The following is a 12127-nucleotide window of genomic DNA, read 5'->3' on the forward strand; positions in this document are numbered from 1 at the left end:
TGACTGTGTGCGACAGAATCGGGGGCATAATGATGCGCTGGACTGCAAAAACGCGCTCAAGTTTCCCGCGCACAGGGGCAGAACGGACGTACCGCGCATCACACTGCGCTAACCCTCGCCGCGCGCCGGGACGGCGGGCGGGTAACGTGCCGCACCATGCGTGGATCCACCATCGCAGCTGTCGCCACGTGCACCCTACTGGCGATCACCGGCTGCGCTAACAGTGAAGAGTCCGCCGCCACCAGCGCCGCCACCGCGGCCGCGGCGGCGAACGTGGCCGGTCTCGACAAGGGCACCGCCGGCGCGTGCACGGTGGCCGACCAGGCCACCCGCGGTGAGGACGGGCGCGACCTGGACCTGGCCACCGCCAAGGAGATCGTGAGCCTCGGCAAGACCTCGCGAAGCACGATCATCACCGCCGCCACCGAGGTGCTCGACCGGGCGCTGCAGAAGGCGCAGGCCGCCGCCGGCGAGCCGAACGAGGCGGTGCTGACCGCGGAGGTGAGCTCGGCGATCCTCAAGGTCCAGACGGCCTGCCAGGACACCGATGCGGTGAAGGCGAGCATCACCTCGCCCAGCCAGACCAGCGGCTCCGAGGGCGCGGACGACTCCTCGGTCACCAACAGCAAGGTCAACTGAACCCAGCCACCACCGCGGGCCGGGACGCTGATCACCAGCGGTCCCGGCCTGTTTCGTACCCTTCGCCAGGGGTCAGCCGACCGGCTCGGGACGCCACGGCCGGCGCGCGTCGGTCGGTCTGGCGTCCGCGGCGACCTCCACCGCGTACGTCGGCCGCTCCCGCCCCGGCACCGGCCCGAGGTAGCCGTGGCCGGTCAGATGGCACCAGGCCGGCAGGTCCAGCGGCGCCGCCGGATCGGTCGCGATCAGGTGGACCAGCGCTCCGGGCGGCAGCGTGGCGATCAACCGCCGCAACTCGATCAGCAGCAGCACGCAGCGCCGATCCCCGCCGTCGAGCACGACCGGGCGCACCTGAGCGTTCACCTCGCGGCTCCCTCCGCCTGCGGACCGCCTCAGATCATCCCCGATCGGCTGATCATGGCGCGCCACCGCCCCCGGACCACCGGCGCCGGGCGCCCGCGAACCCGCCACGGGCCACCGGAGGCCGCGCCGCTCAGGTCAGTTCCAGCACGACCTTGATGTCGTCGGGGCGTGCCTGCAGCGCGTCGGCGAACCCTTCCAGCGGCACGCGGCGGGTGATCAGCCGGGACAGCCAGCCGAGCTCGGCGTCCGCCAGCGCGGTGGCCGCGGCGGCGTAGTGGCCCAGGTTGGCGTTGACCGAGCCGACCACCACGTCGTTCTCCAGCACCATCTCCCGGTTGGCGCCACCGATGTCGACCGAGATGTGGTGGCCCACCGGCGAGACGCCGGTGAGGCAGACCACGCCGTACGGCGCGTTGCCGGTCATCGCCTCGAAGACGACGCCCGGCACGCCGGTGGCCTCGATGACGATGTCCGGCCGGAGCGCGGCGACGGCCTCGCGCATCCCCACCGAGTGGTACCGGGCGCCGAGCGCCTCGACGACCGCGGGTTTCGGCCCGTCCGTGGCCACGTCCAGCACGTGCACCTCGAGGCCGCGCTGCATGCCGAGCAGCGCGGCGAGCAGGCCGATCGGTCCGGCGCCGGCGATCAGCACCCGCTCCGGCTCGAACCACGACCGGCCGCCCACCTTCGCCACCTGGTCCCAGGCCTTGGCGACGACCGAGGTGGGTTCCATCAGCACACCGACGTCGGCCAGCCGGGCGTCCAGACCGACCGCGTAGTCGGCCGGCACGGTCCACCGCTGACTGCCGTACCCGTCGATCTCCTTGATCCCGCACTCGGTGTACCGGCCGTTGCGGCACATGTCGAACTCGCCGTGCGCGCAGGCCCCGCAGGGCTCCGGGTCGGGCCGGCGCACCACACCCACCACCAGGTCGCCGGCGGCGAAGCCGCGGTCCGGCGGGGCGCTCAGCACCCGGCCCAACGACTCGTGCCCCAGCACCAGCCGGTCCCGGCCGGGCGGCGGCCAACCGTACTCCCCGGCGGCGATCTCCCGATCGGTCCCGCAGACGCCCAGCGCCAGGCCCTCGACCAGCAGTTCCCCGGCCGCCGGCTCGGGATCGGCCACCTCGCGGACCTCAGCGCTGCCCGCCTTGAGCGGCTCGACCGTCAACGCGCGCATCAGCTCTCCTCGGGCTGCCGGCGGAGTCACACCTGACCGGAACAGTTAACCGCGTAGCCGGGGGTGTTCGCCGGAAGTCCGCGCACCCACGGCCGGGGAGTACGGGCGCGCCCGCGCGCTCACCGGACCCGGGCGACGGCGCCGTAGCAGGAGACGTCCGCGTCGGACGGCCGGGTTTCCGGCGGGGCGTCCGGGCGCCAGCGCGCCACCGACACGATGCCGGGCTCCAGCAGTGCGAAGCCGTCCAGCAGTGCGGCGAACTCGCTGCGGCTGCGGGGGCGGAAGCGCTGGTCGGCGTTGTTGGGCTGCAGCCCGGCGATGACGTCGGCGCTCAGGTGGTCCCAGGTGGCGTGGGAGGCGACGAGGCAGCTGCCGGGCGCGAGCGCGTCGACGAGTTCCTCGATGATCCGCCGCGGGTCTTCGTCGTCGCGGATGAAGTGCAGGATCGCCACGAGCATCAGGGCGACCGGCTCGTCCAGGTCGAGGGTGTCGCGCAACACCGGGTCGGTCAGGATCCTGGCCGGCTGGCGCAGGTCGGCGTCCAGATAGGCGGTGGCGCCCTGGGGGCTGCTGGTCAGCAGCGCGCGGGCGTGCGCGAGCACCAGGGGGTCGTTGTCGGCGTAGACCACCCGGGCCGCCGGCTCGATGGCCTGGGCGACCTCGTGGGTGTTGTCCGCCGTCGGCAGGCCGGTGCCGATGTCGAGGAACTGGTGGATGCCGGCCCGGGTCAGGTGCCGCACGGCGCGTTGCAGGAAGCGCCGGTTCTCCAGGGTGGCGATGCGGATGGTGGGCATGGCGGCGGCGATGGCGTCGCCGGACTCGCGGTCGGCGGCGAAGTTGTCCTTGCCGCCGAGCCAGTAGTTGTAACGGCGGGCCGGATGCGGCCGGCTCGTGTCGATCCGCCCGATCCCGGGATGCTCGCCTCGCCGGTCCGACATCGCCGCCTCCACCACGATCCACTGTGCACGTCCGGGCGTCGAAGCCTACCGCTCGGCCACCGCGCCCGGTCACCGGCCGGTGCGGCGGCCACCCGGCAGGGTGAGCGCCGCCGGGCCGCTGAGCTCGGCGCGGTTCGCCCGGGCGCTGGCCGCCCACTGGCTCGACATCGGTCGCGCCGTCGCCGCCGCGACCCGGGACGCCGACCTGCTGCTGGCCCCGATGGGCCTGCTCGGCTACCACGTGGCGGAGGCGGCCGGGATCCCCAGCATGGGGGCCTTCCTGCAACCGCTGGAGGCGACCCGGGCGTTCCGGCCCGCCGTGCTCCTGCACCGCCTCACCGGTTTCACCCGCGGGCCGTCGCGTCCGGAGATCAGCCGGCTGGTGGCCGGGCTGACCAGCGGTGCCGGGTCCCGTCCGCCGGCCGGGTGACCGGCAGCACCGGGGACAGGCCGATGGCCCCGTGCGACCCGCTGCGTACGTGGTATGGCCGGTCTGGAATCGCTTCCGGACCCGCGAGCGCCGCGGCCCGGGCTACCGCCCGGCGACCTGGAGACCTTCCGCGCGGGCCAGGTCGCCGACCACCACCCGGTTGCGACCCTGTTCCTTGGCGGCGTACAACGCCCGGTCGGCGTGCCGCAGCAGGTCCTCGGCGCTCGCGCCGGGCGCGGTCTGGACCACGCCGGCGCTGAAGGTGGCGCGCAGCGGGCCGCGCGGGGTGTCGACCACGACCAGCGAGCAGGCCTGCCGCCAGCGCTCGGCCAGGTCCGCGGCGGCCCGCGCGTCGATGCCGGGCAGCACGACCGCGAACTCCTCACCGCCGTAACGGGCCACCGTGCCGGCCGTGCCGACCGCGCCGTCGATCCCCTGGGCCAGCCGGATCAGCACCTCGTCGCCGGTGGCGTGCCCGTAGGTGTCGTTGACCGCCTTGAAGTGGTCCACGTCGATCAGCACCGCCGACAGCGGACGGTCCTCGGCGGCGGCGCGCCGCACCTGCTCGCGCAGCACCGTGTTCAGGTGGCGGCGGTTGTAGACGCCGGTCAGGCCGTCCCGTACCGCCTGGTCGGTCAGCTCGGCACGCAGCCGTTCCAGCTCGGTGATGTCGCGGACCACCACCACCGTGCCGGAGGACTCGCCCCGGTCCGGCCGCAGCGGGACCACGCGCACGTCGTAGACGGTGCCGCCGGCCACCGTGATGGCCTGCTGGTCCGGCCCGGAGAGGATGGGCGCCAGCTGCGGCCCGGCGATCTCCTGCCAGGGCCGGCCCACCACGTGTCCGGCCGACGCCGGGTGCAGGGCGGCCAGCATCGCCGCGGCGGCCGGGTTGACGTCGAGGAACCGGCCCGCCCGGTCCAGCACCATCACCGCGTCGCTCAGCGCCGCGATCACCTGCTTGTACGCCACCGGCATGCGCCGGGCGGACAGGCCGGAGCGCTCCGCCCACCACCACATCGTCGCGGTGCCGACGAACAGCACGGGCGTCAGGTCGACCTGCCGCTCCCCCATGTCCACGAAGATGCTCACCAGGTTGCCGACGGCCGGGGCGAAGGCGCCGGTCAGGAAGATGACGAAGACCAGCCGGTGGCCGCGGACCGCCCGCCGCATCGCGACCACCCCGCGCGCGGTGCCCAGCCCGATCATGGCGTAGCAGTACACCGTGTGCAGCCAGTAGAGCGGGCCGGGCTCCGCGGTGACGCCGCCGCCCGGGGCGGCGCGGACCGCGTCGAAGAAGGCGTGATGCCAGGGGTCGGTCAGCACGAACAGCATCAGCAGCACCGGATGCACCAGCAGCAGGGCCTGCCGGCGGCGCAGCCGGTCCAGCCGGTGCCCGGTGAACACGGTGGTGTGCCAGACGAAGCCGGCCACGATCATCGCGACGCCGGGGAACATGGCGTAGGTCGCCAGCAGCGCGACGCGCGGCGACGCGCCGGCGGCCACCGCCTGCGCCAGCGACCAGTGCGTGGCCCCGGCCGTGATCAGCGCCAGCGGCGCCGCCAGCGGGGACAACCGGCGGCGGCGCCAGGAGAGCACCGCGTACAGCGCCGAGAGCACGGCCGCGGCGGCGTACACCCAGACCAGCGCGGCACCCATCGGTCACCCCCTCCACTCCCGCCGACGCAGATCGGCCGGTGGCGCGGGGAACTGAGCCGATCGCGCCGGGGCGGACGATCGGGGCGGGCCGGCCGCTCCGATCGTCGCCGGGTCAGGGCAGCTGGACGCGGTCGATCAGGCCGGCCGCGGTGAACGCCCGGACCAGCGCGTCACGCCCTTCGGTGAAGTGCGCCCAGCTGTCGAAGTGCACCGGCACGATCTGCCGGGCGCCCAGGATGCCGGCGGCCGCGGCGGCCTGCTCGCTGTCGAGGGTGAGCAGCGCGCCGTCGAACAGGCCGGTCCGCACCGCGCCGGCGAACAGGACCGCCGTGCCGACCGGGCCGAACCGCTCGGCGACCTGCTCGACCAGCTCCAGCGCGGCATTGTCGCCGCTGACGTAGACGGTGGGAAGTCCGGCGCCGGTCAGCACGAAACCGGTCACCTCGCCGGTGAGCGGCTCGCAGCCCACCGGGCCGTGCCGCGCGGGCACCCCGGTCACGGTGACCGCGCCGACGGTGACCGACTCCCACGGTGCCAGCCCGCGGGCCGTCCCGCCGAGCCGCTGCGCGCCGCTGACCGTGGTCAGGGTGAGCGGGACGTCGGCGAGCAGGGCCCGGCCGGCGTCGTCGAGGTTGTCGGCGTGCTGGTCGTGCGAGAGCAGGACCACGTCGATGCGGCCCAGGTCGGCGGGGGCGGCGGCGGGCGGGGCCAGCTTGGTCAGCGTGGTGCCGCTGGGTGAGGTGTAGCTGCCGGGCTGGTCGAACGTCGGGTCGGTGAGCAGGCGCAGGTCGCCGTACTCGAGCAGGGCGGTGGGGCCGCCGAGGGTGTGGACCGGGATCGCGTCGGACATGACTTCCTCACGGATAGCAGGGCTGTCATCCGTGAACCTAGCTGTTTGTCACGGATATCGGCAAGCTGTACCGTGAGAAGGGTGATCGAAGCTGCACCCGGCGCGGACCGGCACCCCGGCCTCGACCTGGCCAACAGCCGCCTCGCCAGGCCCGGCGTCCCGCCCACCGACCTGCTCGACACCCCGCCGGCCGCGACCCGCTGGCTCGTCGAGCGCGGGCTGGCCCCGGCCGGCGCCGGCCTGCACGAGGCGTGCGCGGGCCGGCTGCGAGCGCTGCGCGAGCACATCCGGGACCTGTTCGCGGCGCATGTCGCGGGCGGCGAGCCGCCGGCCGGGGCGCTGGCCGCGATCAATGCCGCGCTCACCCGCGTGCCGACCGCCGCCGAGCTGCGCTGGGACCCGGACCGCGGGCTGCACCGCGCCGCCGGGCACCCGACCGATCAGGTGGTCGACCACGCGCTCGGGGTGCTCGCCGCCGACGCCGCCGACCTGCTCACCGGCCCCGACGCCGAGCGCCTGACCGCCTGCGATTCGCACCCCTGCCTGCGGTTCCTGCTGCGCAGCGGGCGGCGGCAGTGGTGCTCGGTGCGCTGCGGCGACCGGGCCCGGGCGGCCCGGGCGTACGCCCGGCGCTCGGCCGCCCCGCGCTGACCGGCCGCCGGCCGCACGGCCACCACCGGTTTATCCGCGCCGGTACGCCGGTACATCCACCACGCGTCCCCTTCCGCGACAGCCCCGACCTCAGGAGAGCCGATGAGCCGAGAGATCGCCCGCGAACTGCACGTCAGCCCGGACTTCGACGCCGGGGTGGAGATCGAGCGCCGGCTCGCCTTCCTCGCCGGCACGCTGGTCACCACCGGCGCGCGGACCCTGGTGCTGGGGATCAGCGGCGGTGTGGACTCGTCCACCGCCGGGCGCCTCTGCCAGCTCGCCGCGGAACGCGCCCGGCAGGACGGGCACCACGCCGAGTTCATCGCGATGCGGCTGCCGTACGGCGTCCAGCGTGACGAGCACGACGCGCAGGCGGCGCTGGCGTTCATCCGGCCGGACCGGGTGCTGACCGTCGACGTGCGACCGGCCGCCGACGCCGCCCTGCAGGCACTGGTGGCCGCCGGGCTGACCACCCGGGACGCCGCCGAGCGGGACTTCATCCTCGGCAACATCAAGGCCCGGGAACGGATGATCGCCCAGTACGCGGTCGCCTCCGCGACCGGCGGGCTGGTGGTCGGCACGGATCACGCCGCGGAAGCGGTCACCGGCTTCTTCACCAAGCACGGTGACGGGGCGGCCGACGTCGTACCCCTGGAGGGCCTGACCAAGCGGCGCGTGCGCGCCGTGGCCGGGGCGCTGGGCGCTGCGGCCGGGCTGGTCGACAAGGTGCCCACCGCCGACCTGGAGTCGCTGCGCCCCGGCGTCGCCGACGAGGACGTGCTGGGGTTCAGCTACGACGACATCGACGACTTCCTCGAGGGCAAGCCGGTGCGGCCGCAGGTGGCGGACGCCATCACCGCGCGCTTCCGGCAGACCGCCCACAAGCGCCGCCTGCCGCTGGGCCCGTCCTGAGCGGCCCGGCCCGCGGGCCCCGCAATCCCGGTGAGCCCGCGGTCCGCGCGACCCGGCCTGAGCGAGGCCGCGGCTCACGGCGAGCCCGCGCCGGCCGGTCCGGCCGGCGCGGGCACCGGTCAGTTCGGCAGCACCAGGATCTGGCCCGCGACGATCCGGTCCGGGTTGGCGATCACGTCCCGGTTCCGGGCGAAGATCTCCGGCCAGCGGTCACCGTCGCCGAGCTGCGCGCGGGCGATGCCGGTGAGCGTGTCCCCACGCCGGACCGTGTACAGGCGCGGGATCGGGCCGGTCGGCTGCGCCGGCGGCAACGCCAGGACCTGGCCGGCGAAGATCTGATTCGGGTTGCGGATCACCGAGCGGTTCAGCAGGTAGATCTCCGGCCAGCGGCTGGCGTTGCCGAGCTGGCTCCTGGCGATGCCGGTGAGCGTGTCGCCGCGCCGGACCGTGTACGTCCGGGGCGGCTGGCCACCGGTCAGCACCCCGGCCAGCCGTAGCAGGTCGGCCAGCTCGAACGTGTCCCGCTTGGCGGCCGGCAGGAACGGCCGCCACGCCGGCAGCCGCAGGATCGAGTCCGCGCTGCGGCGTACCAGCCCGACCAGCACCTCGGCGACCAGGGTGCTGCCCACCGGGCCCAGGCGCGCGCCCCGGTGGAAGTGGTTCGCCTCGGCGAGGATGTAGAACCACAGCGGGGTACGCGACTCGAACCCGCCCGCCTGCAGCGCGGCGACCTGCTCCGGGCCGCCCGCCGCGGCGAGCAGTTCGTCCTTGCCGAGCACCGGCAGGTCGAGCAGCTGGGCGACGGCCTGTCCGGTGGGCACCCGCAGCCGGTAACCGCGCAGCAGGTTGCGTACCGGCAGCCGGGCGGCGTCCGCCGGCGTCTCGGTCACCCCGGTCACCGTGCGCAGGTTGAACAGCGCCCGGTTGCCGGTGGTGGCGACCCGGGTGTCGATCCGGCGCGCCTTGCCGACCGCCGGATCGTCACCGATGATGTTCTCCCACTCGATGATCCAGTTCTCCGGCAGCGTCGCGAAGTCGCCGAGCTGCCCGCTGAGCGCGGTGAAGGTGAACAGCAGCTCCAGCGTCGCGGGCACGCCGCCCGGACGGAGGTGGAAGTTGACGTTGAAGTTGTACGCCGCGCGCACCATCGTGTGGCCGAACCGGTAGCCGGCCGCCGCGAACTCCAGCGGCATCCGCAGCGGCGTGGCCAGCGGATCGAACCAGCGGTTGCCGCGGGTGACGACGTCGTCCACGATCTCCGGCTGGGCGATCCGCTTGAGGAAGTCGTGCACGACGATGTGCTGATAGTGCTGGCGCAGGATGCGCTGCGCCTCGGTGCCCGAGAATCCCCGCGTGACCAGCGCGTTGTGCGCCTTGAGGAACGCGACGTGCAGCTGGGCGATGATGGTGTTCTCGTCGTTGCGCGGGTCGCCGGTCAGTGCCGCGCGATCGTGCTCGATGTCGCCGCCGGCCGGTTCCCGGGGCAGGTCGTTGTCGTCGCCCTTGCCGGGCGGGCGGGCCAACGGCGGCTCGGTGCTGCCGGTCGGGCTGACCCTGCCCACCAGCAGTTTCGCGGGGTCGGCCGGATCGCGCGGCGCGGGCGCGCCGTAGACGCTGTCCAGGTCCAGGCTGCCGGTGCGCAGATTGCGCAGCGTGCCACGGATCTGTTCCGGCGGCAACGGGGTCATCGCCGGGTCGAGCAGGTCGCCGATCGCCGCCGAACCGACCTCCAGCGTGATGTCGTGGTCGACGAACTGCCCGAAATAGGTGTAGGCGGCCGGGATCGGGCTGTCCTCACCCGGCCGGTCCGGGTCGACCATCGTCGCGCCGAGCCGTTTGAGCAGTTGCGGCATGTTCGCCGTCGCGGGCAGCAGATTCGCCTCGTCCTCCTGCAGCCCGGGGAACAGGAAGTCGAAGCTGTGCGCGTCCACCGGTGGAGTGAGCGCGAATCGTGCCGGCGAGCGCGCGCTGAATTCCGCGAGGTCACCGGCGGCCCGGTTGATTTCCTGATCGGTGATGACTCGTCCGTGCGGCAGACGTGGCATGGCCTTCCTTCCCCGTCGAAGTGTGCGGCCGAGAGAACGCCGGGCGGAGGCGGTCACCGGACCATCCGCATCGACCTGCGCCAATCGGGCCACCATAGGCCGATTCACCCGTCCGGGGGCGGTCGGATCATGGACAGCCGGCGACGATGGCCGATTCCGATCGCCGACCGGCAGATCGCGATCCCGCACCAGACCTGCAAATGGGGATTGCGGGCGCGGCTCTCCCGGCGGCGAGAGATGCGGTCACGCAATTGCTCCGTCCCCGGAAACCGCCGGCGCCGCATCCGCCGAGGACTTCGCCCACCGCGGACCGGAATCGCGTTCGCCGCGAATGCGGAAACGACCGGAAATGCCGGCGGCATCTTTTTCCGCGAGGGAGAAGAATCACATGGCGCCATCCGTACGTGCTCGCCGCACGCGCCGATCGGCCGCTGCCGGCGCGCGCCCGCCACCATCGGGGCCCGGCACCGGCTATGTTGCTCGGATGCAGCGCACCGCCCTGGTCACCGGCGCCTCCTCCGGCATCGGGCTCGCCACCGCCACCGCCCTGGTCGCACGCGGTTACCGGGTCATCGGCACCAGCCGGGACCCGTCCTCGATCGGCCACCGGGTGGACGGCGTCGAGTACACCGCTCTCGACCTCGGCTCCGACGAGTCCATCGCCGCTCTGGCCGAGCCGCTCCAGCACGTCGACGTGCTGGTCAACAACGCCGGCGAGAGCCAGTCCGGGCCGTTGGAGGAACTGCCGGCGGACGCGCTGCGGCGGCTGTTCGAGGTCAACGTGCTCGGGCCGGTACGGCTGGCCCAGCTGGCGCTGCCCGGGATGCGCGAGCGCGGCTGGGGCCGGGTGGTGATGGTCGGCTCGATGCTGGCGTCGTTCCCGCTCGCGTACCGGTCGTCGTACGTCGCGTCCAAGGCGGCGCTCCGGGGGTTCGCCAGCGCGGCACGGCACGAGTACTCGCCGTACGGGGTGTGGCTGACCACGGTGGAACCCGGCTCGATCAACACCGGGCTCAGCGAGCGGCGCACCGTGTACCTCGCCGACGACTCCCCGCACCGCGCCGACTTCGGCCGGATGCTGGCCGCGCTCAATCGCAACGAGAAGGCCGGGGTGCCGCCGGAGCGGGTCGCGGCGACCATCGTCACCGCCATCGAGGCGGCGCGGCCCCGGCAGCGGTACGCCGTGGGCAGCAACGCGCCGCTGGTCTTCGCCCTGCGCCGGGTGGCTCCGGCCCGGCTGGTGGAGCGGCTCACCCACCGTAAGCACGATCTGGCCCGCTGAGCCCGGCGGCTATGCTCGTCGGGTGTCGCGTGCGGGTGGGTTGCTGCTGGTGCTGGACGGCAACAGCCTGCTGCACCGGGCGTACCACGCCAGCGACGGCTCGCCGGAGCCCGCCCCGGCGCTGCGCGGCCTGATCGGCTACCTCGCCCGGGCCGCCGCGCAGCTACGCCCGGACGCGGTGCTGGTCGGCTTCGACTGCCCGCGCGACTCGGCCCGGCGCGCCCAGCACCCGGGCTACAAGGCGCACCGGCCGGCGAAACCGGCCGAGCTGACCCGGCAGCTGGCGGCCGCCCCGGACCTGCTGCGCGCCGCCGGGGTGGGCACGGTCGTCCCGCCCGCCTGGGAGGCCGACGACGTGCTCGCCAGCTCGGCGGCGCTGGCCCGGCGGCTGGGCTGGCGGTCGGTGCTGATGACCAGCGACCGGGACGCGTTCGCGCTGATCGACGACAGCACCTCGGTGCTGCGCGTCCGCAACGGCGGGTTCGACCGGTCGGTCCTGGTCGACTCCGGCTCGCTGCCCGCGATGTACGGCGTGCACCCCTGGCAGTACACCGATTTCGCGGCGCTGCGCGGCGACCCGTCGGACAACCTGCCCGGCGTGCGGCGTTTCGGGGCCCGCACGGCGGCGCGGCTGCTGGCGGCGTTCCGGTCGGTCGACGAGGCGTGGCGCGCCGGCCACGCCGCCGTGCGCGAGGTGGTCGGCGAGCCGGCCGCCGCCGCGCTGTGCGAGCCGGGGGCCCGGGAGATCGTCGACCGGAACCGCCGGCTCATGCGGATGCGCCACGACCTGCCCGTCCCCAGCCCCGAGTCGGCCCGGCTGCCGCTGGACTACCTGGTCATCCGCCAGGCTCTGCGCGCGCACGGGATCAATCTGGGGCCGTCGCTGTGGGCGCTGACCGGAGGCGACGCCACGGTCGACGGGCCACCGCAACCGGAGCCCGCCTGGGCCGCGACCCTGCGGCCGCGGGTGCTGCGCGCCGCGATGTCCGGCCGCCGCGACCCGATCCCCGGCCAGGCCGCGCTCTTCTGACAACCCTTTCCGGGTACGAAACCCGCCGTCCCGCCCGCAGGCCACCGGCCGAGCCCCGGGGGCCGGGCCGCGCGACGCCCGCCGCGCGCCGGCCGGCGACGCGGCTTCCGGTGGGCCCCGCGGTGTCGGGTGGCCGTCCGGCGCCGGC

Annotated in this window: 12 protein-coding genes; 6 read left to right on the plus strand and 6 right to left on the minus strand. The window is 74.4% G+C overall.

What is annotated here, in order from left to right:
- The first annotated feature begins 156 nt into the window (after positions 1–156).
- Positions 157–639 carry a hypothetical protein gene (locus tag ACTEI_RS20165; protein WP_122979071.1) on the plus strand — a complete coding sequence of 161 codons (483 nt, stop codon included), beginning with the start codon at positions 157–159 and terminating at the stop codon, positions 637–639.
- Positions 640–711: 72 nt separating this feature from the next.
- Here ACTEI_RS20165 and ACTEI_RS20170 read toward each other — a convergent pair whose 3' ends face one another.
- The 3 genes from ACTEI_RS20170 to ACTEI_RS20180 all read right to left on the minus strand — a co-directional run bounded on the left by ACTEI_RS20170 (position 712) and on the right by ACTEI_RS20180 (position 3120).
- Positions 712–1002 carry a sulfurtransferase TusA family protein gene (locus tag ACTEI_RS20170; protein WP_203723698.1) on the minus strand — a complete coding sequence of 97 codons (291 nt, stop codon included), beginning with the start codon at positions 1000–1002 and terminating at the stop codon, positions 712–714.
- 130 nt (positions 1003–1132) lie between these two features.
- The gene (locus ACTEI_RS20175; RefSeq protein ID WP_122979072.1) at positions 1133–2182 is read right to left on the minus strand and encodes a glucose 1-dehydrogenase; all 1050 of its coding nucleotides are present in this window, start codon (positions 2180–2182) and stop codon (positions 1133–1135) included.
- A 119-nt stretch (positions 2183–2301) separates the two neighbouring features.
- Positions 2302–3120: an SAM-dependent methyltransferase gene (locus ACTEI_RS20180; protein WP_122982282.1), complete on the minus strand. Its 819-nt coding sequence runs from the start codon at positions 3118–3120 to the stop codon at positions 2302–2304.
- 100 nt (positions 3121–3220) lie between these two features.
- Between ACTEI_RS20180 and ACTEI_RS20185 the strand changes: the two genes are divergently transcribed.
- Positions 3221–3550 (plus strand): hypothetical protein, encoded by a 330-nt coding sequence (locus ACTEI_RS20185; RefSeq protein ID WP_122979073.1) that lies wholly within the window; start codon positions 3221–3223, stop codon positions 3548–3550.
- Positions 3551–3652: 102 nt separating this feature from the next.
- On the opposite strand, the gene ACTEI_RS20190 is transcribed toward ACTEI_RS20185, so the two are convergent.
- Together ACTEI_RS20190 and ACTEI_RS20195 are read right to left on the minus strand one after the other, a co-directional pair.
- Positions 3653–5209, minus strand: a complete 1557-nt coding sequence (locus tag ACTEI_RS20190) for a sensor domain-containing diguanylate cyclase (protein WP_122979074.1) — start codon at positions 5207–5209, stop codon at positions 3653–3655.
- A 112-nt stretch (positions 5210–5321) separates the two neighbouring features.
- Entirely contained in the window at positions 5322–6059 is a 738-nt protein-coding gene (locus tag ACTEI_RS20195) for an MBL fold metallo-hydrolase (protein WP_122979075.1), read from the minus strand.
- Positions 6060–6104: 45 nt separating this feature from the next.
- Here ACTEI_RS20195 and ACTEI_RS20200 point away from each other — a divergent pair, with 45 nt between their 5' ends.
- On the plus strand, positions 6105–6710 hold the full coding sequence (locus tag ACTEI_RS20200; protein WP_203723697.1) for a CGNR zinc finger domain-containing protein: 606 nt from the start codon (positions 6105–6107) through the stop codon (positions 6708–6710).
- Positions 6711–6812: 102 nt separating this feature from the next.
- Positions 6813–7622: an ammonia-dependent NAD(+) synthetase gene (gene nadE, locus ACTEI_RS20205; protein ID WP_122979077.1), complete on the plus strand. Its 810-nt coding sequence runs from the start codon at positions 6813–6815 to the stop codon at positions 7620–7622.
- Positions 7623–7741: 119 nt separating this feature from the next.
- On the opposite strand, the gene ACTEI_RS20210 is transcribed toward nadE, so the two are convergent.
- Positions 7742–9667 carry a LysM peptidoglycan-binding domain-containing protein gene (locus tag ACTEI_RS20210; RefSeq protein WP_164466030.1) on the minus strand — a complete coding sequence of 642 codons (1926 nt, stop codon included), beginning with the start codon at positions 9665–9667 and terminating at the stop codon, positions 7742–7744.
- Between the two features lie 484 nt (positions 9668–10151).
- On the opposite strand from ACTEI_RS20210, the gene ACTEI_RS20215 reads away from it, so the two are divergent.
- The gene (locus ACTEI_RS20215) at positions 10152–10949 is read left to right on the plus strand and encodes an SDR family oxidoreductase (protein ID WP_122979079.1); all 798 of its coding nucleotides are present in this window, start codon (positions 10152–10154) and stop codon (positions 10947–10949) included.
- Positions 10950–10971: 22 nt separating this feature from the next.
- Complete coding sequence (locus tag ACTEI_RS20220) at positions 10972–11979, plus strand: 5'-3' exonuclease (RefSeq protein ID WP_239082454.1); 1008 nt, start codon at positions 10972–10974, stop codon at positions 11977–11979.
- The last annotated feature ends 148 nt before the right edge of the window (positions 11980–12127 follow it).

Source organism: Actinoplanes teichomyceticus ATCC 31121 (assembly GCF_003711105.1).
Lineage (GTDB): Bacteria > Actinomycetota > Actinomycetes > Mycobacteriales > Micromonosporaceae > Actinoplanes > Actinoplanes teichomyceticus.